The organism is Thermosporothrix hazakensis, from assembly GCF_003253565.1.
Taxonomy (GTDB): Bacteria; Chloroflexota; Ktedonobacteria; order Ktedonobacterales; family Ktedonobacteraceae; genus Thermosporothrix; species Thermosporothrix hazakensis.
The window spans coordinates 1-25,325 of sequence record NZ_QKUF01000034.1; the positions used below are offsets into that span (position 1 = coordinate 1).

Sequence of the window (25,325 nt, forward strand, 5' to 3'; positions counted from 1 at the left end):
CAACAGGCGAACGACGCGGTGTATGAGTTGCTGGGGTTCAGGCCAGATGAGGTGCTGGAACAGTCGCTCTCGCGCTTTATCAGCCCGGAAGAGACTCGTGAGTTTCTGGCAGCCCTGCGTGAAGTGATCGAGAAGGGTGTGACTCGAAATGCGCGTCTGACTCCGCGAACAGCCTCAGGGGAAGTGATACCGACGACGCTCAATGCCTCGGCGTTGCGAGACTCGGACGGCAAAGTGATAGGGGCAATCGGCATCCTGCGCGATATGCGAGCATATGAGAAAGTGTTGCATGATCTTGAGGAGTCGAAATCCGAGTTACAGGAAAAGATCCTTGATCTTGAGAAGTTTGAGGAGGTCGTTGTCGGACGCGAACTGAAGATGATCGCTCTCGAAAAGGAGATCGAGAACCTGAAGCAGGAACTGGAAAAATATCGCTCACAAGGTCTTCATCGTGAAGCGGACAGGGGTCATACTCGATGGACGTAGTACCGCAACAACCGCCTTCTTTAGATAGCGAGCATGTCAGCCTGGAGGAATTGCGCCGGGCGTACATGGCTTTGCTGGAAGAGAAGGAACAGCTGGAAATGCGTGTACAGAAAAGCGAGGAGCGCCGCCGTGCCTTCATCCATATCCTGAGCGACCTGACAGCAATGAATAGCAAGCTGGCAGATCAGCGGAAAGCGATGATTCATATCCTTGCCGACTACGAACAGGATAGGCGGCGGCTGGCACGACAGACGGAGCGGCTGGACAATTCCCGTCGCGCACTGCTTCACATTTTGCAGGATTCACATAAGTCGAATTTGCGGTTAGAAAACAGCCGTAAAGCAATGATTCACATTATGAGTGATCTGAAGGATACGACTGAGGCAGTACGTAAGCGTGAACAGGAGCTTCGCGAGAAACAGGAGCAACTGGTGCAGGCGGGAAAGCTGGCGACATTGGGTGAACTGACAACGGGCGTGGCTCACGAGTTGAATAATCCCCTGAACAATATCGGGCTGTTTGTCGGGAATGCAATTGATCTGATTGAGCTTGGCATGGCTGATACGGAGCCTGAGCGGATCTTACAGGAACTGCATAGCGCAATGCAACAGGTGCGGAAGGCTACCGAGATCATCTCGCACCTGCGCACGTTTGGCCGGGCTGCTCCAGTGAGTTGGGAGCCGGTCAATGTTCCGCAAGTCGTCCAGCGCTCCATTTCGCTGATGCGGGAGCAGTTACGGCTGCGCCAGATCGAAGTGCGCATACACCTTCACTCTGAAGATCTGGTTGTGACCGGTAATGCTATTCAGTTAGAGCAGGTTTTTATTAATTTGCTGACAAACGCGCGCGATGCTCTCTCAGGTGCGAAAACGAAACTTATCACTATTGAATGCAAACAAGTCAATGACATGGTAGAGGTCAGCGTGGCTGACACCGGATCGGGAATTCCTCCCGGGCTGGAGCAACGGATATTTGATCCGTTTTTCACGACCAAAGAAGTTGGGACCGGTACAGGACTTGGACTATCAATTACGTATGGCATTATTAAGGAGCATCGAGGGATGATTACTGTACAGAACCGTCCCGGATCGGGTGCACTCTTTTTGGTCCAGCTTCCGCTTCGGGCGGATGACTCTGTAGGAGAATAGTTGGTGGCACAGGCACATATTCTGATCGTTGATGATGATACTGCCTTATTGCAGGCGCTTCCACAGGCCGTCCATCTGCGCATGAAAGATGTGCTGGTTGAAACGGCTGATGCTGCTCTCACGGCGCTTGAGTTGATACGCAACAAAGACTATGACGCGATTGTCAGCGATATCAAGATGCCAGGCATGGATGGACTCGGGCTGTTGCGTAAGATTCAGGAGTTGCGCCCGGATACACCAACCCTGCTGATCACCGGTCATGGAGATCACAACCTCGCTATTCAGGCCCTGCGTGGCGGTGCGTATGACTTTATTCAGAAGCCAATCGACCGTGATTACTTTGTTGCCGCACTCTACAGGGCGATCCAGACGCGACAGCTTCGGCGTCAGGTGGCGGAGCAGCAGCGAGCGCTGGAAGAGCATGCACGCTCGCTTGAAAAGGCGGTACAGGAGCGAACGCGTGAGCTGATTGCCGCGAATGCCGCCAAGGATGAGTTTCTGAGTATGGCTTCGCATGAGTTGAAGACTCCTCTATCCAGCCTCAAGGGGATGACGCAGCTCCTTCGGCGTAAGCTGGAACGTGCTGGCTCAAGCGACGTTATCCGTCTGGTGAGTATGGAGAACTCTATTCGCCGCATGGAATTGCTGGTGAATGATCTGCTGAACATCTCGTTTATCGAAATGGGTATGTTTGTCCTCCATAAGCAGCCGACCGATATAAACGAGCTCTGCCGTCGCCTGGTGGATGAGTACATTGTAGGCACGAATCCGCCTCCGGTTGTTGAGGTGGATTTACCAGCAGAGAAGATTGAAATGGCTATCGATGTTGATCGTTTCGGGCAGGTCATTATCAATCTGTTGTCGAATGCACGGAAATATTCTTCCGCTCCGATTCGTTTGTCGGTGCGTGTCGAGGATGAGCAATGCATCATTTCGGTTTCTGATGATGGCGTGGGGATTCCTCCGGAGGTGTTGCCGCACATCTTTGAGCGCTTTTATCGCGTCCCGGGCATTGAAGTCCAGCGTGGTTCTAGCATCGGGCTTGGACTCGGACTCTATATCTCCAATCAGATTGTTGAGCGACATGGTGGACGTATTGATGTTCAGAGTACGCCGGGAAAGGGAAGCGTCTTTTCAGTCGTGTTGCCGCTAAAAGTTGCTTCGCCTGTGGAAGATAGCACGCAGGTATCACAGCCCTCATAAATCCAGGGGACAGGAACGCCCTGTCCCTTGTGCATGTAAAAAACGTGCTACATGTTGTTTTGGGGATAAAAATACGGAATGGGTTTGGTTGTAAGGGGGAAAGGTTTCACTCGAAGATACGTAATAAAGTATACCTGAAAATCTCCAAAAAATCAACCCCTGATTTGTTTTTTTATCGGTTCAATCGGCGCTCACTGGAATATCACCAGGGTCGCGCCCCATGCGTGAGAAAAAGCCGAGTTGAGCAAAAATATCGCGGGCGGAAAGTGGCACTATCGTCTGCGGTTGCTCAATCCAGCTTGACTCGACAGCAACCTGACAATCAATGGTGACAATCTGTTTATTCAGGATCACAAGCTCTTCATGTTCGCGTAGTTTGGCTGCAAGCCGTGGCTTCACCTGCGCAAGGTTGGCATAGAGCGTTTCCAGCGTCCCGAAGGTTTGTAGCAGAGAAGCGGCTGTCTTCGGACCGATGCCCGGCACACCCCGAATATTATCTGAGGTATCACCAACCAGTGCCTTGAAGTCGATAAACTGCGCTGGTGTCACGCCGAAAGTCTCCGCGACAAGTTCCGGTGTATAAAAGAGTTCCTTTTTTCCTCGACGTACGTAGATGTGGGTGGTGGGGTCAACCAGTTGCATCAGATCCCGATCGGTTGAGATGATCATGACGCGCTGATTGCGAGTGCGAGCAAGCTGTGCATAGCTCCCAATCAAGTCATCAGCCTCAACTCCCGGCATTTCAATGGTATATATGTTGAGCAGTTGCAGGGCTTTCTGAAGAAAAGGAAGCTGTGTAAACGGGTTCTCTGGATCGTCGGGCGCGAATTGCGGGCGATTGGCCTTGTAGGTTTCCAGTAAGAGGCTTCTCTGTGTTCTATAAGGGGTGTCAAAGCAGACGATCACATTCCGTGGCTGAAACTGCTTGATATGGCTGAGAATGCCTGCGATCGCGCCGTAGGCCCCATGAAAGAGGGTACCATCAGGAGAGATCAAGGTGCGAGGCATACCCTGAAAATAGCGGAACAACAAATTGTGCCCGTCAATTAATAATGTATCGGCTTGAACGGTCAAGAGAAACCTCCGGGAATATATCTGAACTGTATTGTAGGCTGGTAGTCAAAGCGCGTCAAGCGAGAATCCCGAAGGCGCTCTACAGAGAGCAGCGTATCTGCCCTCTGTAGAAAGCCGTACGATGGTCTGACTACCGATCGTTCGCGTCGCCACGTGCCGTCACAATATCGTTTTGTGAAGCCCAGAGGTTTAGATCTTGCTTCATAATGGCGGCGGCCATCAGGTCCGGGAACAGATCAGGAGTACACGCGAAGGTGGGAATCCCCATGCCGGCCAGGCGTGCAGCATTCCGATGATCGTAGATCGGCGCACCTGTGTCGTTCAACGCAAGCAGACAGATTACCTGCACACCGCTGGCAACCAGTTCGGCGGCCCGTTGCAGCATTGAGCGCTCGTTTCCTCCCTCGTAGAGGTCGGTGATAAGCACCAGGATGGTTTGGTTGGGTTTGGTAATAATCTGCTGACAGTAGCCAAGCGCACGATTAATATCGGTACCACCCCCAAGCTGTGTCCCGAAGAGCAGGTCAACCGGGTCTTGAAGATCCTCGGTGAGATCGACGACGGAGGTATCAAATACCACCATCTTTGTTGAGACTGCTCGCAGCGTTGCCAGAACCGCGCCAAAGACGCCAGAATACACGACCGATGTGCCCATAGAACCGCTCTGGTCCACACATAACACAATGTCGCGCAGAGAAGAGCGCTTATGTCCATAGCCGATAAGCTGTTCGGCAATGATTGTTTTCTTTTCTGGCAGGTAGTTTTTCAGGTTGGCTCTGATTGTGCGATCCCAGTCAATCTCGTTGGCACGAGGTCGCCGGGTGTGGGTGGCACGATTCAAGCTCCCGCGAACTGCCTGCATCAGTGGGTTCGCGAGCTTGCGTTCGAGGTCTTCAACCACTTTGCGCACCACCATGCGGGCAGTCTCTTTTGTCTCTTCCGGGATTGCTTTATTCAGGGTAAGCAGCGTGGTAACCATATGGATGTCTGGTTCGACCTGCTCCAGCATCTCTGGTTGAAGCAGCATCTCTGTGAGATTTAGCCGGTCAAGAGCGTCTTGCTGCATCAGGCGTACAGTCGAGGTCGGGAAGTAGGTGCGAATGTCTCCAAGCCAGCGAGCAATGCGCGGTGACGAAGCGCCCAGGCCGCCACGACGTCCGGACTGTTTATCTGCATCATAGAGCGCTGCAAGGACGTCATCCATACCCTGATCTACGTCACTGAGCGTAAAGCTCCCCTCGTCTTCACCTTCGTCGGTTCCGGCGCCATTTCCGCTGACTCTGATCCCTAACCCCTGTTCAGCGGCCTTACCCAGAATCAGACGCCAGCGGCGTAATCTTTCTTGCTCCTGTGGCTCTACTCTATTACCTGTCATCGAATGTGACTCCTAATATCTGTGCCAGGGTAGGCAGAACGAGGCGTGCGTTGGCAGCGTCAAATGATGCCTCGCTGGATTGCCCTGTCACGCTCTTCGTTGGCTGGGTGGTTTGCGTATGGAGATGCTTGATTTTCTCGCCCATTGCACGCCGTTCGGGGGACGCAAAACCTGAGAAGGCGCGGCGTAGAATGGGTAGCAACTGGGTGAATGTATCTGTAGTGAGCATAGAGACCCAGCCGTCTAGCACACGCCAGAGATTATCCTGATGTAGCATCACCAGTCCGCTCCCCTGTAGAATACCTTCAATCCAGAAGGCTGCCTGGGTAGCTGGAACAGCCGGAGACAATGTCAGACCGGTAAGGCGCTGTAGCTCTTCCTCTGGCAATATCTGCTGATCGAGCAGAATACGGCAGCAACGTCCCCGGACCAGACCGTGAATCTGCTCGTCCTCCATAATGCGCTTGAGCGTTGCATACCACTCTTCTTGCAGAGCCTCGATCTCTAACAGAGCAACGCTACTCTGAGCCTGATTGATGCTCTCGATCATCTGCTTGGCGGCGTCATTGTCGAGCGAGGAACATGCGCCCGGGAGCCCGATAACAATGCGCTCGAACAGCCCCTGAATGATCGGGAGGATGAAATCTGCCCGGGTGTTGCGCACATCGCCATAACGCACAATCGTTGTTAGCGGGGGAAGTGCACGCATCAGATGATGAATGTCGGCTGTCACCGCAGCCCGCTTCTGAAGCTCTTGCAGAAGCTGCTCAACAGCTCTGGGAAGTGTTGCCAGAATACATTCATTCAGCAGAGATGTCAACGTGGGTAATGACTCTGTATTCCGTGCTTGATCAATGGCATAGGCCGCCGCTGCTTCGGCGATAGTGTTTCCCCAGACGTTCGCTTCGATCAAGGCGATGACAAAATCAACTTTCCATTGAAGTCGCCAGTATTCATGGAAGGTTCCACTTTTGCCCGAGACGTGCACTGGAGTTCCCCAGGGAACATGCAAGAGTTGCAGCCGGTGGAGAAGCTGGCTTCTGCCCAGGTCCGTTTCTTTGCGCAGGTCCAGATCAAGTGTGACAATCTCGGTTGAAGGCTTGAGGCGCAAGCGTCGCTGGTGCATTTCAAGATCGCGCTGTAAGGGGACAACTGGCGCATCGGATGGCACTGTTCCCATGCGCTCTCCGATCTCCATCTTTTCGCGAATCAGGTTCATTGGCGCTTGTTCACCATGACAGAGAACTGTCAGGATGGCCTCGTGTGCATCTGCCAATCCGGGCTGAGGCATGTCGCGCAAGGCGGCCAGAGACTCGGCCAGACGTACGGCCTCGATCACGCTTGCAGATGAGGCGTCCATTCCCTGTTCACGCAGCAAATGGGCGGCACGTGCCATCCAGTGTGGCGTTGCGTTGCCGGGAAAGGCCCAGAGGTGCTCATACCAGCCAGGCGAGTAGATGCCTGCGCCGTAGCCGCTGCGATATGAGAGACGCGAATTGGTCCAGGGGATCCAGGTTGCCTCGACTTTTACCTTTTTCAGACCTTTAAGCAGGGAGGTATCTCCCTTGTGTGCCTCAGGATCAACCAATACCGGTGCATGCCATGCGCCGCAGACAACTGCAATGCGCTGGAAGCCCTCTTTACTGGCTGCTTTGATCGTCTGACGCATATAGGCCTCGCGCAGCGCTTCCTCTTCGTTCTTGGGGGGCCGTCCCGAACGGAGTTCTGTCATAGCCTCTAGAATGCCCTCGAAGAGACCGGTTGTATCAAGGCGCTGTTCAATCTGTTGCTCCCACCAGCCCTCATGATCCTCATAGCCTGCGGCATAGGAGAGCATGGCAAGTGGATCATCTTGAAGAAGCTGCTCAGCCTCTTGCGGCACCGCTACAGATTGGGTGGACTTATGCTCGTCCTCGGCCTCAATAGGGGTCTCGCTATGGTTCTCTTCATCTGTTTCTCGCTGACGCGCAAAATGGATAGCATGGGGCAGATCCATAAAGCGTGCTGGAACATTATGTTGCATGCCGTAGGTGAGCGCCTGCCACTCAGGCGAGAAATGAGTGAACGGGAAGAAAACGGCCTGATTGGGCTTGTCCGCAGCATAGACGAGCAACGCAACCGGTGGTTTCATCTCCTCCTTTGTCAGTAATGGCAGCACATGTTCGGCGTCGGGTGGCCCTTCGATCAGCAGAATATCCGGTTTCAGTTCATCCAGGGCGGCGCGCAGAGCACGCGCACACCCCGGACCGTGGTGACGGATACCGAAGACATGAATACTCACTACAACACCTCGCGGCAAGCTCGATAGAGATCTTTCCAGCCTTCACGCTCTTTCACAACGGTTTGCAGGTATTCCAGCCAGACAACGCGATCCTGAACGGGATCTTTCACGATCGCGCCCGTCAGACCGGCGGCAAGGTCGTCGGCGCGTAGAACGCCATCGCCATAGTACCCGGCCATTGCCAGGCCGTTGTTGATGACAGAGATGGCTTCCGCAGTGGAAAGGGTGCCGCTCGGGACTTTAACTTTTGTCTTGCTATCCAGGGTGCGGCCCTCGCGCAGCTCGCGGAAGATGGTAACGACACGGCGGATCTCTTCGAGCGCGGGCTTCTCAGCAGGTAGTTCAAGCGCTTTCCCCAGGCTGGCAACGCGTCGCTCGACGATCTCGACCTCGGCTTCCATGCTATCAGGTGTTGGCAGCACAACGGTATTGAAACGGCGCATCAGGGCGCTGGACAGCTCATTGACGCCTTTGTCGCGATTATTGGCAGTCGCGATCACGTTGAAGCCTTTATTGGCCTGAACTTCCATATTCAGTTCGGGTACGGGCAGGGTTTTTTCTGAGAGAATCGTGATCAGGGTATCCTGTACCTCGCTGGGAATACGGGTCAATTCCTCAATACGTGCGATTTTGCCTTCACGCATGGCTTGCATCATCGGGCTGACAACCAGCGCATCCGGGGAGGGACCTTCGACAAGCAGGCGGGCATAGTTCCAGCCATAGCGGATCGCAGTTTCATCGGTGCCGGCGGTACCCTGAATGAGCAGGGTGGAGTTACCGGTGATGGCTGCTGCCAGATGTTCGCTGACCCAGGATTTGGCCGTACCTGGCACTCCATAGAGGAGCAGCGCACGGTCGGTTGCCAGAGTTGCAATGGCGATCTCCATCAGGCGGGGATTGCCGATATATTTCGGGGTGATCTCAAAGCCGTTCGGCAGCGTTGCGCCCATCAGGTATGTACGAACAGCCCAGGGCGACAGCTTCCAGTTAGGTGGACGCTTGCGGGTATCGATCTTTGCCAGTTCTTCCAGTTCTTCAGCGAATTGCTGTTCGGCATGCTGACGTAAGACGGTTTCAGCGGCTTTTTTGGCAACTTCGGCTTTCTGATTATGACCATTGACTGTGCTCATGTTTACGGTAACTCCTCTATCAAATTTTTTCGTATCTGAATAGCTTCTATAGTTTTTTCCAGCGCGCTTTCAATATAATAGCCTTCTTTGACCTGCTCTTTTGCCTGTTGCAGTGTCTCTATTGCTTGTGCGAGGTACGAAGGGGCTATGCCTGCTGCAAACAGGTCAAGCTGTTCATGCCAGAATCTGTTTTGAGTGCTCTGAGAGCGCACTGTGTCCAGAATGCGTGCGCTCAGGTTCTCGCTCCAGGGCTGTGGCAACGTGGGCAGAACATATAGCCAGAAGCCTCGTGCTGTCAGAACACGTTCCATATACGCTTCAGCTTCTTCCGCTGGAATGAGCTCGCATAGTTCCACAACGACCTCTGAACTCATGCGAAGCATATCCATGTCATCTTCTCGGTAGAAGCGGTCCAGTAGCGCCCGGGCCCAGCGCACATCTCGATGCAGGATGGTCGCCGCAGCCAGGATCTCGATCAACATGGTCCGTGTGCCTTCAGCGCTGTTGATGATGTCCTCTGGCGTGAGGCCGGTTCGTTCTTCCCAGATGCGCGGCGGGACCAGTGCCAGCAGTTGGACAGTTGCATTGGTTGGTTGATTCTTTGTCGGCGTAAGCCAGGGCTCACCAATATCGCTGAGCGTATGGAGCTTACAGGTACCGTTGGCTATGGTGAGAAACTCGGGAGCCTGCTCATAAACTTTCCGAGCAAAGGCCGTTTTCGGCATGCGTACCAGCAGCTTCGCGATCTCGCCGCATACACGTGCGCTACGATCCGAGAAGGCCTTTTCTAGAAATGGCAGATCTTTTTCGGAAAGCTGATCGCTCAGTACGCTGACGAAGAGCGCCCGAGCCTCGGCTTTTTCCTCGTTCCAGGAGGTCTGGAGCCATTCACGTGCTGTATCGGGCTCGATTGCGCGGACACGGCGCAGTACTTCGTGGCGGAATGACTGTCCCTCTTCTTGCCAGAGCGTGTGCAATGTTGTCAGATCCTGTTCGTGCAGGGCCTGATAGGTGGCCACCCATGACCATTCCGGGTAAAACTGGCTCAGCCAGCGGCCCCTTTCGCCGAGCACTGCCGCCAGATGGTAGCGTAACTGTATCCTGTTTTGATGGGTGAGGCCGGGATTGAGTACCTGTGGCATCAGGTGAAATGGCAGGATCAGTTTATGCGCCTGAAGCTGCCGACAGGCATCGAGGAGCAGTCCCTTAAAATGCTCCTTCTGCGAGTTCGTGATAATGGTTTCCAGTGTCGATGACGCAGGAGCAAAGACGGGAAGCCGCTCGGGTGGAGCTGGTGAAAAGGAAACAGTGTTCTCGGGTGCTTTCTGTCCCGCCTGTTGGTAGTTGCTCAGTACCCCTGCTGTCAGAAGCAGCTTGCGTTCTATATCGCCGCTCAACTGTTGGGAGAGAGTATCGACAGGCGTTCCCGTCGTGATATCGGGCTGTGGTATCTGACCGGTGCCCACAATGGCTGTGGTGATCAGCTTGTTCATACGCCCTCCCTTACAATGCTGTGGTAGCGTTTCTCGATCAGGGCGCCAAGCGGCGTCAGCGTAGCGCCGTTCCACTCGCACGCGATATCGATAGGATATCCGCCTGAGAGCGCCAGTAAGCTCCAGTAATTCCCTTTGGCCAGTGGCAACACCTTGTTCTGGGCGTCGCGTATCCACCAATGGCCTGTTTCATGCTCATAGAACGGAATTACCGTGTTCAGGACACACAGGAAGTAATCTTGCCAGGGTTGCAGGGCAAGTATTTGCGCAACCTGACCCAGAAAATGGTCAATACTTTCCGTCCCGGGCAGGTGCTCCGTGAGTGGCTGTAAGGCGCCGTTTCGTGACGCGAGCACAACCCGCATAGGGGCCGCTCCGGGCCAGTAGACAACCTCGGCTTGTTGAACAGATGCAGTAGGATAGACCTGCGAGAATGCCGTACCATTCAAGGAGAATTGCGAGATCATTGCAGGCCGTTTTGTCTGTCGTCCAATCATCCAGGTACGCTGGGTGACACCTCTATCTGCCGTAATTTGAATCTGTCCCAGAAAGAACCAGTCGTCGGCTACTTTCTCACCACGGGCAAGCACCTCATCTTCCTTAAGCGTCCAGCCAATAAGTTGACGGACATCTTCCTGTAATGCAGGATGGAGTCTGTCAATATTTCGATATGCTTCGCTCAGCAGAGCAAGCTTGCCACATTGCGCAAGCAGTTGTTTCGGCCAGTCCGGGGAGGATCCGGGAATCTCTGTCAGGCGGCGCAGGCGGTTTGCCAGACCGGAGGCCTGATGATCTACCATCTGTTTCGCGATATCATCGACGCTTTTCCAGAAGGCCTGAGGTTGCGTATCAGCGCCTCCCAGCCCATTGCGTACCAGATCGCTTAACCAGAGGTCAAGCCTTTCAATCCCTTTATCTACCAGCGCTTTGCGCTTCTCAACGGCCTTTTGAGAGGGAGCGCTTGCGCTCTTTTTGGGCGCCGCCTCTTTGCGCTTTGCCGCTTCTGCGCGACGCGTCAGCCATGCCTCAACCCATTCAGGAGGGTCAGTTGTCGGGAGCGCATCAGGGGTGCTGGCAACCAAAAAGAGGAGGCCGAGCCCATGCTTACATGGAATTTTCCGGCTCGGGCAGCTACAGGTAACAGTGAGCGTTGCCGCATCAACTTTTACCTGATAGATGGCGCTGCCTCTGCACTCTCCCCAGAGTGCCTGTTCATTCTGACCCAGATTTTGCCAGTTTTTCATGGTACTCAGCTTCTGCCCGTTTTTAGCAGAGCTGGAATCTGGAGCCATTGCTGTAACTTGTTCTTTTGTGATCTGTAAACCCACTCAGTTGCTCCACTCAGATCTTTTTTTTGTGGTCTGATAAAGTCTTCTTTGTCAGAGTAACAAAAGTGGAAGCGGTTGTCTATGGAGTTTCCCCTTGACAACCCCATTGAAACTTCTTTTTATCGGCATTCGTGGAATTGATATGTTTCCAGTGCTGTACACTGATACCGGTTCAGCCACTATCAGGGTGTTTTTACTGCTGACAGGGAGGTTCTTATGTGTTTGAGTTGCGGGTGTGGAGATCCCAACAATGATCATGGCAATGCACGCAATATCACTCTACGCGATATCGATGAGGCCGCCAGGGCCGCAGGAACCACGCGGGAAAGAGTGGTAATGAATATTGTGCACTCAATGCAGAAAATCCAGCAGGTGGAGGAGTACAGACGCAGAACCGGGAGCTATCCCGTCTCAATGCACCATCCGGGCGAGGCCAATCTACACGATGAGGAAAGCGAGCGGATGGATGGGTATGTAGAGACGCAGCGGCGAGGCTATGGCGAGGTTCATAATACAGTGGGTCAGCCTGCGTCTCAAAACCCGGCTCAGCAAGGATATGATCCCGCTCATAGTGGTGTACAATCTTCACGCAAACTCCCCGGTACGCGTGTCCCCTCACCCGGACGAGAGGAAGGGACTGCCTGGGCGAACAGCAAAGAGTATACGACCGATTCTCCCGAAGAGGGAAACCCCACAGCATAGCTTCAAGCAGCCGCTCCAGCCATGAAAATGAGGAGGTAAAAAGCGAATGGCAGAAAAGCTCAAGGTGCAACATGTGCCTTTAAAAATCTATAGATCGACTGATAGATTGATGGTTGCGGTGCCGATGCCTGGTCTGGAACCCGAGGATATTCAGGCAGAGGTAACGGACGATAATCGCCTGATCCTTCAGGGGGAGCTGCGTGGCTCATTGAAGGAGATCAAGGAACTGTTGCTCGATGAATGGAGCGTTGGCGGCTACTATCGGGAAGTTACACTACCCGATAATGTCGATGCTGAACGCGCCAATCTTTCCTATGGGAACGGTGTGTTCGTGCTGACTTTTCCGCTCAGCGGGCAGACTGTCCCGGCACGGCTTACTATGGAGAAGGTCGGCGTTGCTCATGGGCAACGCTCCGGCAATGCCGGACAACTTTCCTGACGTGAGAAGGTATCACAAGAAAGCGGTCTTCTGAACACCGCTTTCTTCTTTTTCCCCTGAACTGCTGAGGTTAAGCAGTTATTTTGAGTCGAACAATGACATGCACTACGAAGAGCCCCAAGAGAGAGCACAAGGAAAGTGTGAAAGAGATCACTGCCAGAAAGTGGCATAAGACATGTCTCTTCTTGAAGAAGCATGGTAAGCTAGAGGGAACAAACGAATATGATCACACTATGAACCAGGACTCTGATATTACAGGGGCATGGAAGGAGATAAAGCGTGCAATGTAAAAAGTGCGGGGCAACAGTGCCAAGTGGTGCCTATACTTGCCCTGTGTGTGGAACACCTCAAGGTTATACAAATTATCCTCCGGGGGCAAATCCAAATAATAGCCCATCTATGGAAGGCCTTGAACCGACCGTCCTGGCAAATCAATCCGGGGATGCTTATAACGCGCAAGATCCGTATAATGGCGGACAACAATACGGAAGTGGCTCCTCATATGCACCACCACCACCCTCTTATCAGCAGGGACCGCCTCCCTATGGCAGTACGCCGCAGGGACCAGGAGGTTTTTATGCTCCTCCTCCGCGTCCTCCAAAGAAGAATACAGGACTGATTATCGGCGTGATTGTGGCGGTGCTGGTTGTGATCGCGGCCTGTGGCGGCCTGGGTGCCTGGGCGCTTTCTCAGGGGCGGGATACAAAAACGGCGGATAGTGATCCGACACCGACGACCGAGCCAACCCAGGCGCCAACGTCAACAGTTGAGATACCAACGGTAACGCTTCCGCCTTCACCGACATCTGATAGTGGTGATAACGGTGACACTCCCTCTGGAAAGCCCATTTCACCAACTGCGGCGGCGATCATTTTGAATGCACAGACTGCCAGCGCTATTGATGAGGAATCGGCCAAGCCAACGAAAACAACATCGACCTTTAAGCTGAACAGCGATGTGTATATCACCTTTGACCTGAATGCTTCAAAGTCTGGCCTGAACTTCAAGCAAGGGGATACTGCCTATATCGGCGTTGTCTATTACCTTGAAGGCGTGAAACAGAACGCTAAAGCGGATCCCTTAAAGATCGATTCATCAACCTACACAGCACCGGGTGGCTACTTTGGCATCACGTATAAGCTCCCGGGTGAGGGCGCGGCAGAATTGTACTGGTGCCGTTCGTCCAGTTGTAGTGATGGTGAGCTGGCTCAGGTTGTGCATTTCACCATAACAGCATAACAGTCGCATGGCCACTTCGAAACGCGCCTGGCTAACTTGAACATTGTTGGATCATCTCCCTTATCCAGGAGGGAGATGATTTTTTTTCGGTCAAGTGGCGAAAAAGTTGTTAGAATAGAGAGCAGATAGTTGTTATTTTTGGTTTGTATGAAGGAGCACATGATGCAGACACTTTTGGGTATTGACCTCGGTACAACAGGGGTGAAGGCTGCTCTTTTTGCCGTAGAGGATGGTCGTGTGCTGGCGGACGCGTTTGTTGATTATCCTCTCTATCACCCGGCTCCCGGATGGGCGGAGCAACAACCGGAAGAGTGGTGGCAGGCAACGATAGCCGCGATCAAGGCCTGTCTGGTGAAGGGCGCTCGGCAACAATTACAGGTGTGTGGAGTAGGGCTTTCCGGTCAAATGCATGGGGTGGTTCTGCTGGACGAACAGCAGCAGGTACTGCGACCCTGTATTATCTGGGCCGATCAGCGCAGCGATGCACAGTGTCGCTGGATGACGGAGCGGGTCGGCGCGAAACAACTGATAGAGTACACATCAAATCCTGCGCTGACCGGTTTTTCGGCTCCCAAACTACTCTGGGTACGTGAGCATGAACCGGAGCTCTTCGCACGGGCACGTACTATGCTCTTGCCGAAAGATTACATCCGCTATCGCCTGACCGGGCGCATCGCGATGGAGATCTCCGATGCAGCCGGGACCTGCCTGCTGGATGTCAGGCGTGGTGTCTGGTCCCAGGAGGTGCTACAGGCGCTTGAACTGGACCCCGCCTTGCTTCCTCAGGTGGTGCCTGCCGATACAGCTTGTGGGACCATCAGTGAAGAAGTGGCGGCGCTCACAGGCTTACCCTCAGGAATCCCGGTAGCTGGCGGCGGTGCTGACAATGCCTGTGGAGCTGTGGGCAATGGGGTTGTTTCTCCAGGGCTGGCTCTGGTCTCGGTCGGAACAAGCGGTATTGTGCTTGCGCATGCCGAGACCCCGCAGGTTGATACTTCCGGGCCCGTGCCGAGGGTGCATACGTTTAATCATGCGGTTCCCGGGGCCTGGTATCTGATGGGAGTCACTCAAGGTGCAGGGCTCTCGCTTCGTTGGGTGCGTGACAATATTGGCTTGCCGGAGCGAGCGCTTGAACGCTGGACCGGCGTCGATGCATATGAAACCCTCTCCCAGGAGGCAGAGAGCGTGCCGCCCGGTTGTGATGGCTTGCTGTTTCTTCCTTATTTGCAGGGTGAGCGCACCCCCCATCTTGACGCCTACGCGCGCGGTGGCTGGATTGGCCTGACTGCAAGCCATGACAGGCGCTATCTGATCCGGTCGGTACTCGAAGGGGTCGCATTCAGCCTGAAAGATTGCTTCTCGATTATCCAGGAACAGGGATTGACGCTGGAACAGGTTCGGGCAACGGGTGGCGGTGCGAAAAGCCCGCTCTGGCGTCAGATCATCGCCGATGTGCTTGGTGTTGAACTGGTCACGACCAATGCGACCGAGGGGCCTGCTTTTGGGGCTGCACTGTTGGCTGGTGTCGCGGCCGGGGTCTATGCCTCTGTGGTAGAGGCCTGCGAGCGGACTGTGCGTGTGGTTGAGCATACAGAGCCGCAACGTGCCGCGGTATACGAGCAGGCGTATGGAATCTATCGTGCTCTCTATCCGGCGTTAAAGCCAATTATCAGTAAGCCTGTCTCTTTCTAAGTGAGAAAACGAAGGAGGCTCCTTTAGCTTGCAAAGGAGCCTCCTTCGTGCGTGTATTTAGATATTCTGATTTAGGATGTCGTTATTATTGTGGCCCAGAGCGCACCCAGGAACAGGATATTGAGAATAGCTAAACCAATACCAATCAGGGAGCAGACAAGACCTGTGACTGCATTGCCTTTCTGACGTGAAGACATCGCAATACCTGATAGAATCGCGCCAAGCACACAGAATGGTAGACCTGCCCACCCGGCGCAGAGGGAGAACACCAGCCCGATAATACCAAATACCAGACCGGCTGTGGCAAGGCCATTTGATTGTCTGGGAGGAGCCACGTAAATAGGAGCAGCCTGGGCCTGTGATTGCGCCTGCGAATGTACGTTCTGCACCACGATATTGATTGGCTGTGGTCCCGGCGGTGGCGGAGTCGGCTGCTGATAAGGATTTTGATATGCTGGCGGATTTTGTGGCTGATATGGATCAGTATAGTTTGTTGGTGGATATGCTGGCGGTTGTCCCTCCTGAGGCCAGGAATGAGGAACAGACGGTTGTCCCTCATAAGGGCGTTCAGGATATTGCCCATAAGGATTATAGTTGCTACCCATATTTTTTCCCCTCTGTATAGCAAAAAAAGCTTGAAAGAGAATGATTGCAGCTTTCTCCCCGCTGAGAGGGTGCTTCTTCTGGCTCTTGACTCTGACCTTCTGCTATTGAATATGCGTAATCCTCAACAGCAACCCGGCAGTTACATGGTGAGTATACTTGATTTTGGGATCTGAGGCAATGAATTGTCTCACACTTCAAGCGCTGCTTTCGTGAAAATGTGTTGGTATAAGCTGGTAGAAGATGGGGAAAGAAGCAAAAATATGGTGGAAGAGCAAGAGAAAAAAGCAGGCCTGCCACAGCATGCCAGGCCTGCTCATACCGTTTTGTGATTTAAAACTGCTGATAATATTCCTGTAAATGAACAACCCTATGTTCCAGGCGGGATTGCTCGGCGGCAAAGGCCATCAGATGGCTCTGCACCGAGGTTGCGGCTGAGGTCAATCCCTCGACCTGCCCATCATTGCGCACCAGTTTAAGGAAGTCTCGCATGATTCCGCCATCACCACCACCGTGACCATAGTGACCTTTAGGCCTGCTCAGGTTGATCACTTGCTTGTGCCCGGTTGAGAAATCGGTAATCTCGATCTCGTTCTTGCCCATTGCGGCGCGAAGCTCACCTTTCGTTCCCATCAATTTGAGCGTGCGATCAACGTCGTTTGTAAAGGCGCTCATGGTAAAGACGGCTGTCACCTCGTTCGCAAATTCCAGATTGACGACCTGATGGTCAACCACATTGTTGTCACAGTGGTAGACGCAGCGACCATAGGGGCCCTCTTGCAGTGCCTTGATAACTCCTTCCCGGCTAGTATCGTTGGTAATCACGGAAACAGGCCAGCCTGTTTGGCCGGTCAGATAGAGTTTGGGCGCGTACCAGGGGCAGGTTTCCGCCACTGGACAGTTATCAAGACAGCGTTGCGGCGCTCCTTCGGGGGCGTTCTCCGGGCGGAAGTGCGTGAGGGTGCCAAAAGAGGAAATATGAACACAATCAGCGCCCGCCAGCCAGAGCAGGATATCCATATCATGGCAGGATTTTTGCAGGATCATCGGGCTGGAGAGATCCGAGTTGCGCCAGTTGCCGCGCACAAAGCTGTGCCCATAGTGCCAGTAGCCAACGTTCTCGTTATGCTGAATAGACATCAAGCGGCCAATAGCACCATCTTCAAGCAACTTTTTGATCGTTGCAAAAAAGTCGGTGTAACGCAAGACATGGCAGATAGAGAGGATACGATTGTGCTCGCGGGCACATCGCTCCATCTCGATGCACTCTGCTGGCTCAGGAGACATCGGCTTCTCTAGCAGGACGTGATAGCCGGCCTTGAGCGCTGCTATCGTTGGCTCAAAGTGCATGCGATCCTGTGTACAGATCAAAATTGCGTCGGCCAGTTGGGGTTGTGCAAGAAGGTCATGCCAATCAGTGAAACAGCGATCATCGGGAATGGAATATTGCTGCTTAAACTGCTCAAGTCGTACGGGATCCGGCTCAGCAACGGCCACAAATTCTGCTTCATGCGGATTTTCCAGGACGTAGGGGGCATAAGATAACATACCACGATGCCCGGCACCGAGGAGGGCAAGAGTGATCTTCTTCAAAACATTTCTCCTTCTTCGCCAGATTTGCGGGCTTTTCTGGAATAGCGGGGCTTGGCGCCAATGGTGGTCAGCAAGCTATAAGGCCAAATATAAAAATGGGTGTACGTCTTTGCATTGCTCCTGCCCTGCAAGAGTCGATGCAAACGTACACATGTATGAATAAAAGCGCCTTTATTATAACAAACTCTGCTTGCTTTGAATAGTACGCCCGCTTGCTTATGCCCTGATCAGGAAGGGGATACATTGGTTGGGAGGACAACTTGTTGATAATAGTTGCAAAGATCTGTGAGCACACACTTCTTGCAACGAGGACGCTCATAGACGCAGATACGCTGTCCATGACGTAGCAATCCTTTGTGAAAGTTGTAGATAACCTGGGCATCCTGAGGCAGCAGGGCCTGTAAGAGGGTGTGAGCTGCCTCTGCTGAGACCTTTTTTCCAATAAGCCCGAGTCGTATCGAGACACGATGCACGTGTACATCGACGGGGAGTGTTGGCTTGCGGCAACTGAAAAGCAAGACACAGGCATTGGTTTTAGGGCCTACCCCTTCAAGTTGACCAAGCCAGTTGGATGCAGCTTCCAGTGGCATATCACGCAGGAAATCCAGATTCAGCGAGCCTTTTTCTTCGGTGATGCGCCGCATAATCGCTTGCAGGCGGGGCGCTTTTTGTTCGGGCCAGTTGACATTAGAGATTACTGCCTCCACTTGCTCGGTGGGTGCATCGCGGACCGCTTCCCAGGAGCCAAACTGTTTGAGCAGGTTATCATAGGCGGCTGCCGTCTGTTCGTCACGAGTGCGGTGGGACAGAATGATATCAACCAGCATGCTCATGGGATCTTTGGTCGGCCAGGGCGCGACACCATAGAACTCGGTCAGGCGGTGCGTGACTTCTAAAGCTTTTTGGGATAGGGCGGCAATATCGTCTGTGGGATAGCCGTAGTCGGCGGGATTGCGTTGTATTTTTCGCTTCACTCTCTCGATCCTCCTTAGTTGGTATACGTTGTGGCGGTGCGGAGGAGTGACATCGGATAGCGATATGAAAACGGAAAAAGATGTACTGCATTACTATGGTGAGAAAAATCATTATTTCTGAGTACGTGAGAAAGTGAAAGGATAATATGATACTGGCGCAATGGTTTGTGTCACCGCTCACGCAAGCAATGGATACTTTCCTCTGGTTCGCCGAACAGATCCCGGATGAACGGCAACGCTGATACAAAAATGCCTGGAGAATAGAGTGTACAGCGGCAGGATTTTCCCCTCTTGTGCCAAAAACGCTTGTCTTATTGCAGAACTATCCGGGTTATCCGATACCTCGGGAAACGACCTGTAGCAGTCGCAGTATGGCAGCAGATGCAGGATCCAGAGAGTCGTTTTACTGATAGAGGCATAGCGTGGCTGCAAGCAAGGAGCGCTTGCCCATGAAGTGCTAAGGCGTGGGATCAGTTGAGGGAGCAGCTCAATTGGGGATCCATATCGCTTCACTGGTTGATGAGAAAGCCGCAATAGACACTGGACATATGCAACGGTCCTGCTTCTGGGATATTGCTATCATACGTCAGCCATTGCATTGAAAAGCATGCAGGCAGCCATAGAGAGGCTGCCTGCACCACGCTTACCTGGTTGGCAGCCAGCGAGGAACGCTCTCTTTGTACTGACGATACTCGTCCCCGAACTGCTGCTCAAGCACTTTTTCCTCCTGATCGATGACGCCAATATTGATGAATTTGAGGACCACTGGCAGGAGGGCAAGCGGCCAGATGCGGTTGAGAAGGACAGAGAGCCCGATATAGAGCGCTGTCATGCCAACGTAGATAGGATTACGGCTCAGTCGATAGGGGCCCTCAACAACCAGGGTGGTTGTTGGCTCACTGTGTGCGGGTGATGTGTTCGCCTGACGCATGGCTTTTAACGAGAGTAGCCCGACCGCGCCTCCAACCCCGAGCAGGATGCCGCCAACGAAGGTGCGGAAACTTCGCGGAAAAAGCCGGAGCGGCAACCAGGAATCCAGATACATACCCAGGGCAAAAGCTCCACCATAGACGAGGGGTGGCGGCGCTAGAATTTCTCGTGTTTCCTTTTTCATAGGGCTCCTTTCACGATGTCCTGTGAAGATATCACTTCACAGGTGTGTTTTCCTTGTTGATGCCTTTCTCTTTAAGGTACGTTCTTCAGGAAAAAACGGTTTTCTCGTTCAGGGTTTAGCCCTTTTCTGGATCTTGCCAGTGCAACCAGAGCAGCGCGTTATAGAGCTGGGTTCTCCAGACGGACCAGGAGTGATAGCCTTTCTGCACGTCAAGGGTATAGGTGATGTGGTATTTCTTAAGTAATTGCACAAATTGCTGTGCATAGGTGTAATAAGGCTGATCTTTGGTCGCTGCACCAACATAGAAGCGGATATTCCAGGCCTCTTTTTTGTTGGGCAGGATCAGTTGCGGGCTGTTTGCCTGCATTAACTTTTGATCCTTGTTCCAGATGTCTCCCTCTGCCTTATAGTAGCCTCCAAGCGTGATAACGGTGCCGAAGAGTTCAGGGTGATGTACCCCGATGTTGGTTGCTCCATAGCCGCCCATTGAAAGGCCTCCGATTGCTCTATGCTCACTATCAGCCTCTGTACGGTATTTGCTATCAACATAGGGGACCAGATCTTTGACAATAAAATCCTCCATGTTCTGATTGTGGGCTGTGTTGGCCCATTCGCTAGGAGGGCCCGGACGGCCATTCCCATCAGGGAAGACCATAATCAGGTTATGGATCTGGCCCAGATTGATAAGCGTATTAGCCGATTCGACGGCGCTTCCTGCCTGAATCCAGTCTATCTGTCGTCCGGGCGCTCCGTGAAGCAGGTAGAGGACCGGATAGGAGAGTTGAGCCCCTTCCTTTGTGTAGTAGGAAGGCGGCAGGTAGATCATAAATGTGCGGCGCTGCCCTTGAAGCGACTTACTGATGACCGAATCTTGAAGTACAGTTCCGGCAACGGCAGATCCCTCGCCTCCTTTCCCTGTCTGTGGGGGTTTATGCAGTCCGACGTCTGGCGCGAAAAGGAAAAGCGAAACCGATTGGCTGGAAAGGTAGATCAGGAGCACCAGGAAGAGCGCTGCCGTCCATTTCCCGAGCAGAGAGAGTGCCGGATGCGTCTGTTGTGCGGCTCGAAGCTCGATCTGTTTGTGTCTGCGCTCCTCCCAGTTTCGCGCCCATTGTATGTCCCGCTTTTGGGCCTGCTCAATCCCGAAGTTGTAGACCCGTTTGGCAAGCGTGTAGCAGGGATCAAGGAGTACCTCGCCGACCACCTGACCGACGGCGGAGCCAATAAAGGCGCTGAGGAGAGCAAGGGCGCTCATAATAAGTGCGGTCTGGATAAATGCCTGCTGATCGAGCGGTAAGAGGTGCCCGCCCGGGTCTCGTTGGGGTTGAAGCTGTTCCTGAAGAAAGGGAATCAGGTAGCTCTGGGCAAACACAAGGCCTGAACCGAGGATTGCGCCACCTTTGCGCCTGAAGAGAATAGTCGCAAGCAGTCCACTCAATGCGGTGAGCGCTAGCATCGCTGTCAGCAGAGACCGTTGCGGATCAAGGCCGACAGTCAATAGCGCCGTGATAATACGATCCTGAAAGTGATACGTCACCAGAAGAGAGCCTAGCAGGAGCGCCAGCAAGAATGTGAGTGTCTGTGGCACTATGAGCAAAAGTTTTCGCATACATATTTTGTCCTGTAATGAAGCTTGTGGTAGAGAGTTCATCCTGTGGTTCAGAGCATACGCTTTTTTGCGCTGAAATGAATGCCCCCGCAGGAGGTAATCACACCCCTCTTGAGAGGGGGTCTGTTCTGTGCCTGTGAACCGCTGAGAGGGCTCCGCATCCACTTGAGAAGGGCATTGAAACGATAAGGCTCTGCAATACTCCTGTGGGGGCGGAAACCCCCCTTCAGAGGCATTACAGAAGAAAGAACACATGCTACTCTTCTGGTACGGAACGAAAACGACGTTCCCTATGAACGTGAATTGAAGAGATATCACGGCTTGCAGCTTGGTGCAGTTGCCTTATAGATATTCTGATACTCTGATGTTAGTTGGTGATACGAGGTATGCAAAAATGTATGAGATGCAACATAGTCAACCGCTCATTCCTTCTTTTATGGCTCCTTCCTCGGTGCTGACTTTACCGGAGCGAACACGCTCAACCAGCCTCGACGAAAAAGGACGTGCTTATGTATTAACATGCGCTTATGGATATAACTCTATTGTGTATTTTGGTCTGCGTCGCGAGAAGCAGTGTTTCTTTTCTCCTTCGGGGCTGGCATATATCAGTTATGCAGTTGAAAAGGTAGCTTTCGCGAAAGTCGCGATTGTAGTTGGTGATCCTGTCGGGCCGCTAGATGAGATTCCTGCTGTGTTGAATGCCTTTCACTCATACTGCCATGAACGTGGATGGTTGCTTGCTTTCTGGCAGGCGCGGGCTGAACTGGTGCCGCTCTATCGGCGGGCCGGGATGCGTTGTCTGAAGATTGGTGAAGATGCTGTTTTGCAGCTTGACAAATTTACCTTGAAGGGGGGCGCAATCGCGAATGTGCGCACCTCGCGACGACGGGCGGAGAAAGAGGGCGTGTATGTACGCTTTTATCAGGGGAGCATTATTGAGGAGCACTGCCTTGACCAGGTGAAAAGTATCTCTCAGTGCTGGCTTGAGCACAAGGGTGGTCATGAAATGGGGTTCAGCATGGGGCATCTGGAGGCTGCTTTACATGATCCCGAGCAGGTACTTGCGCTGGCAATTGACCAGAAGGACAAAGTGCATGGCTTCGTCTCGTTTGTGCCCATTTACGGACGCAATGGGTGGGGGCTGGATCTGATGCGGCGCGCTGATGATATGATCCCCGGTACGATGGAGCTCCTGATTACGGCTGCGATCGAGCATTTCAGAGAGCGGGGGGCAAAGATGATGAGCCTGGGTTTAGCACCTCTGTGCAATATGAGTGGTGAGGAGAAGACCCGGCTTGAGCGCTGGATTGATGCTTTGGTGACGCGCTATGGAAATCTGGGGCATGCTCGTTCCCTTGTCTCTTTTAAGAAGAAGTTCCACCCTATCTGGGAGAGCCGCTATCTGGTGTTCCCGCATCGGCGACAACTTCCCTATATTGGCTATGCCTTGCAGAAAATTCATGAGCGGGATGAATAGATTTCATATAGCATTCTTTATGCTATACTGAAAGGAAAACTGGTACAGGCGATTTGAGTGCCCTTTGCTTTTCCTTAATTAAAGAAGTGCTGTATGATACATACCAGGATGCAACAGTTGACCCGCCATTTTGCAGCCCTTCTTGGGCGTCTGCAATGGAAATTGACGCTCTCATATGCGTTGACTACAACGATAACCCTGCTGATCTTTGAGGTGCTCGGTATCCTCATTATTGGCGGACTACTGATTAATCGGTATCCGCAATTATTGGAGAATGATCTTAAAAAGAGTGCAGAGGTGATGAAGGGGTATCCTCCGGGCGCATTTGTCTACCCGCAACGCCATATTAATTTGAACGAAACACTGGCAAATATCAACAAGAGTTATCAACGTCCTTATATTAATCCCGGCACCGATGTCAGCGTGTCACTGGTCGTCGAGCCAGGTGTTACCGCGCTGATTGATCCCGGAGGCCGTGTGCTGGCGACCAGTGATGTTGAAGGCAAGTTAGGTGTACAGCAAGGAAGCTCTATTCAACATTATCTTCCTTCGGGTGGAATGGCAATCTTCTTAACGGCATTAAATGGGCATACTCTGGCCAATTATGTAACCGTGGAGGGATCTGATGAGGTTATTCTTGCGGCAACGCCGGTTCTGAACAAATATCACAAGGTAGTTGCTGTGCTCTTAACACAACAGGCAATCCCATCCCTGGGGAAGGTGCTTTATACCATGATACCGCTGATTGGGCCCAGTCTGATTCTCGCCACGATTATGGCGGTTCTGGGTGGTTGTGTGGTTGGTTTCTTTGTGTCGCGCTGGTTTACCTCCCGGTTTCAGAAGATGCAGGGGATCTCGGCCCGATGGAGTCGGGGAGATTTTTCGCATTTCATCAAGGATAAGGCCAATGACGAGATAGGTCAGCTCTCTTTGCAGTTGAATTCAATGGCCCGGCAGCTCGATGAGCTGCTTCACACCCGACAGCGGATCGCCACGCTTGAGGAGCGTAACCGTCTGGCGCGCGATCTGCATGATAGCATCAAACAGCAACTGTTCGCCATTTCAATGCAGATTGCCAGTGCTCAAACCTTGATTGAGAGTGACGTTGCGCAGACAAAAGAGCGGCTCAACGATGTGGATAGGCTGGTGAATCAGTCACAACAGGAACTCGAGACACTGATCTATCAGCTTCGTCCGGTTCCTCTGGCAGAAAAGAAACTGGTTGATGCCTTGCGCGAGTACAGTGAGCGTTGGGCCGGTCAGCATAAGATCCGCGTGGAGCTCTCGTTTGAGGATGAGATTGCGCTGCCCCTGCTCGCTGAGGAAACATTCTTCCGTATTGCACAGGAAGCGCTTGCCAATGTATGGAGACATAGCAAGGCAACGCGTGTGCTGATTCGACTGTTCTGTGAGCAGGATGAAGCGATTATGGAGATCAGTGATAATGGCAAGGGCTTCCATGTGAAAGATTTACCTAAGCGCGGAATTGGTTTGTACTCAATGCAGGAGCGTGTCGAGGCGATTGGCGGGCATTTTGTGCTAAAAAGTAGCCCGGGAAAGGGAACGACGATCAGGGTGGCAGTTAAGCTGGTGAAAAGTTCGCTTATCCCGGGAAGCCTGTAGTGCTGGAGAAAGGAGGGCCACATCCTGCTTGTCGTGCGGGATGCGGGTTTGATATGGCAGAACAGAATGTTGAATCCATCAGGGTGATGCTGGTTGATGATCATAGTATTGTGCGTCAGGGGATACGAGTTTTTCTCGATGCGCAGGCTGATATTGACGTGGTAGGTGAGGCTGAGTCTGGCGAAGAGGCGCTCAGGCAGGTGGTCGACCTTGTGCCCGACGTCGTGTTGATGGATCTGGCAATGCCGGGGATGAATGGTGTTGAGGTGACACGACAGGTAAAGCGGCTGAGCCCTCATTCTCAGATTGTCGTGTTAACCTCGTATCATGATGATGAATACATTTTCCCTGCATTACGAGCGGGAGCGCTCTCGTATATTCTCAAAAATGTGAATGCACGCGAGCTGGCTGATGCTGTCCGTAAGGCGGCGAAGGGTGAATCCGTTCTTCATCCTCGGGTGGCGGCGCGTGTGGTGCAGGAAGTGCGCGGTGAACGCAATGGTGCTCCCAATCTCTTTACCGAACTGAGCGAGCGTGAGCTTGAGGTGTTGCGCCTGATAGCAAATGGCTATTCAAATGCTCAGATTGCCGCTGAGCTTGTCATTAGTGAGCAAACGGTGAAGGGCCATGTCAGCAATATTCTGAGTAAATTGCATATAGCCGATAGAACACAGGCGGCTGTCTGTGCATGGCAGCAGGGCCTTGTGCGTCGCGCTGATGAATAGCGGATGCAAGGCCAGCG

22 protein-coding genes are annotated in these 25,325 nt (G+C 52.9%); 11 read left to right on the top strand and 11 right to left on the bottom strand.

Translation table 11 applies throughout. The annotated features are described in order from the left end of the window. From EI42_RS27010 to EI42_RS27020, 3 genes are all read left to right on the top strand, one after another. The coding region (locus tag EI42_RS27010) for a PAS domain-containing protein (RefSeq protein WP_146505434.1) at window positions 1–486 on the top strand (486 nt) is incomplete at its 5' end. After that, on the top strand, window positions 477–1,634 hold the full coding sequence (locus tag EI42_RS27015; RefSeq protein WP_111325756.1) for a sensor histidine kinase: 1,158 nt from the start codon (window positions 477–479) through the stop codon (window positions 1,632–1,634). The genes EI42_RS27010 and EI42_RS27015, both read left to right, overlap by 10 nt. Before the next feature lie 3 nt (window positions 1,635–1,637). Then, window positions 1,638–2,837, top strand: a complete 1,200-nt coding sequence (locus tag EI42_RS27020; protein ID WP_111325807.1) for a hybrid sensor histidine kinase/response regulator — start codon at window positions 1,638–1,640, stop codon at window positions 2,835–2,837. Between the two features lie 180 nt (window positions 2,838–3,017). Here EI42_RS27020 and EI42_RS27025 read toward each other — a convergent pair whose 3' ends face one another. From EI42_RS27025 to EI42_RS27050, 6 genes are all read right to left on the bottom strand, one after another. Beyond that, on the bottom strand, window positions 3,018–3,911 hold the full coding sequence (locus tag EI42_RS27025; RefSeq protein WP_111325757.1) for a 5'-3' exonuclease: 894 nt from the start codon (window positions 3,909–3,911) through the stop codon (window positions 3,018–3,020). A 130-nt stretch (window positions 3,912–4,041) separates the two neighbouring features. After that, window positions 4,042–5,286, bottom strand: coding sequence for a VWA domain-containing protein (locus EI42_RS27030; protein ID WP_111325758.1), 1,245 nt, complete (start codon window positions 5,284–5,286; stop codon window positions 4,042–4,044). Continuing rightward, window positions 5,276–7,567 carry a DUF5682 family protein gene (locus tag EI42_RS27035; protein ID WP_111325808.1) on the bottom strand — a complete coding sequence of 764 codons (2,292 nt, stop codon included), beginning with the start codon at window positions 7,565–7,567 and terminating at the stop codon, window positions 5,276–5,278. Before EI42_RS27035 ends, EI42_RS27030 begins: the two co-directional genes overlap by 11 nt. Continuing rightward, on the bottom strand, window positions 7,567–8,697 hold the full coding sequence (locus EI42_RS27040; protein WP_111325759.1) for an ATP-binding protein: 1,131 nt from the start codon (window positions 8,695–8,697) through the stop codon (window positions 7,567–7,569). The genes EI42_RS27035 and EI42_RS27040 overlap by 1 nt, the downstream gene beginning before the upstream one ends. A 2-nt stretch (window positions 8,698–8,699) precedes the next feature. Then, window positions 8,700–10,190, bottom strand: coding sequence for a DUF5691 domain-containing protein (locus EI42_RS27045; protein WP_111325760.1), 1,491 nt, complete (start codon window positions 10,188–10,190; stop codon window positions 8,700–8,702). Then, window positions 10,187–11,482: an SWIM zinc finger family protein gene (locus EI42_RS27050; protein WP_111325761.1), complete on the bottom strand. Its 1,296-nt coding sequence runs from the start codon at window positions 11,480–11,482 to the stop codon at window positions 10,187–10,189. Before EI42_RS27050 ends, EI42_RS27045 begins: the two co-directional genes overlap by 4 nt. A 252-nt stretch (window positions 11,483–11,734) precedes the next feature. Here EI42_RS27050 and EI42_RS27055 point away from each other — a divergent pair, with 252 nt between their 5' ends. The 4 genes from EI42_RS27055 (at window position 11,735) to xylB (ending at window position 15,590) form a co-directional block, all read left to right on the top strand. Continuing rightward, complete coding sequence (locus EI42_RS27055) at window positions 11,735–12,220, top strand: hypothetical protein (protein WP_111325762.1); 486 nt, start codon at window positions 11,735–11,737, stop codon at window positions 12,218–12,220. Between the two features lie 46 nt (window positions 12,221–12,266). After that, window positions 12,267–12,659: an Hsp20/alpha crystallin family protein gene (locus EI42_RS27060; protein WP_111325763.1), complete on the top strand. Its 393-nt coding sequence runs from the start codon at window positions 12,267–12,269 to the stop codon at window positions 12,657–12,659. Between the two features lie 399 nt (window positions 12,660–13,058). Then, window positions 13,059–13,898 (top strand): hypothetical protein, encoded by an 840-nt coding sequence (locus EI42_RS27070; RefSeq protein WP_111325765.1) that lies wholly within the window; start codon window positions 13,059–13,061, stop codon window positions 13,896–13,898. Between the two features lie 159 nt (window positions 13,899–14,057). After that, window positions 14,058–15,590 (top strand): xylulokinase, encoded by a 1,533-nt coding sequence (gene xylB, locus EI42_RS27075; RefSeq protein ID WP_246046362.1) that lies wholly within the window; start codon window positions 14,058–14,060, stop codon window positions 15,588–15,590. 71 nt (window positions 15,591–15,661) lie between these two features. On the opposite strand, the gene EI42_RS27080 is transcribed toward xylB, so the two are convergent. The 3 genes from EI42_RS27080 to EI42_RS27090 form a co-directional block, all read right to left on the bottom strand. Beyond that, window positions 15,662–16,195: a DUF4190 domain-containing protein gene (locus EI42_RS27080; protein ID WP_111325767.1), complete on the bottom strand. Its 534-nt coding sequence runs from the start codon at window positions 16,193–16,195 to the stop codon at window positions 15,662–15,664. 331 nt (window positions 16,196–16,526) lie between these two features. Beyond that, the gene (locus EI42_RS27085) at window positions 16,527–17,786 is read right to left on the bottom strand and encodes a Gfo/Idh/MocA family protein (protein WP_111325768.1); all 1,260 of its coding nucleotides are present in this window, start codon (window positions 17,784–17,786) and stop codon (window positions 16,527–16,529) included. A 227-nt stretch (window positions 17,787–18,013) separates the two neighbouring features. Then, a complete protein-coding gene (locus EI42_RS27090; RefSeq protein WP_111325769.1) occupies window positions 18,014–18,760 on the bottom strand; it encodes an endonuclease III domain-containing protein in 747 nt (248 codons plus the stop codon). A gap of 464 nt (window positions 18,761–19,224) precedes the next feature. Here EI42_RS27090 and EI42_RS33515 point away from each other — a divergent pair, with 464 nt between their 5' ends. Next, on the top strand, window positions 19,225–19,362 hold the full coding sequence (locus tag EI42_RS33515; RefSeq protein WP_211326368.1) for a hypothetical protein: 138 nt from the start codon (window positions 19,225–19,227) through the stop codon (window positions 19,360–19,362). A gap of 41 nt (window positions 19,363–19,403) precedes the next feature. Here EI42_RS33515 and EI42_RS27095 read toward each other — a convergent pair whose 3' ends face one another. Beyond that, complete coding sequence (locus EI42_RS27095) at window positions 19,404–19,874, bottom strand: methyltransferase family protein (RefSeq protein WP_111325770.1); 471 nt, start codon at window positions 19,872–19,874, stop codon at window positions 19,404–19,406. Between the two features lie 115 nt (window positions 19,875–19,989). Next, complete coding sequence (locus EI42_RS27100) at window positions 19,990–21,483, bottom strand: alpha/beta hydrolase (RefSeq protein WP_170142943.1); 1,494 nt, start codon at window positions 21,481–21,483, stop codon at window positions 19,990–19,992. 403 nt (window positions 21,484–21,886) lie between these two features. Between EI42_RS27100 and EI42_RS27105 the strand changes: the two genes are divergently transcribed. From EI42_RS27105 to EI42_RS27115, 3 genes are all read left to right on the top strand, one after another. Beyond that, window positions 21,887–22,960, top strand: coding sequence for a bifunctional lysylphosphatidylglycerol flippase/synthetase MprF (locus EI42_RS27105; RefSeq protein WP_170142944.1), 1,074 nt, complete (start codon window positions 21,887–21,889; stop codon window positions 22,958–22,960). Window positions 22,961–23,053: 93 nt separating this feature from the next. Then, window positions 23,054–24,583, top strand: coding sequence for a HAMP domain-containing sensor histidine kinase (locus EI42_RS27110; protein WP_111325773.1), 1,530 nt, complete (start codon window positions 23,054–23,056; stop codon window positions 24,581–24,583). Window positions 24,584–24,636: 53 nt separating this feature from the next. Next, window positions 24,637–25,308, top strand: coding sequence for a response regulator (locus EI42_RS27115; protein ID WP_111325809.1), 672 nt, complete (start codon window positions 24,637–24,639; stop codon window positions 25,306–25,308). Window positions 25,309–25,325 lie beyond the last annotated feature (17 nt).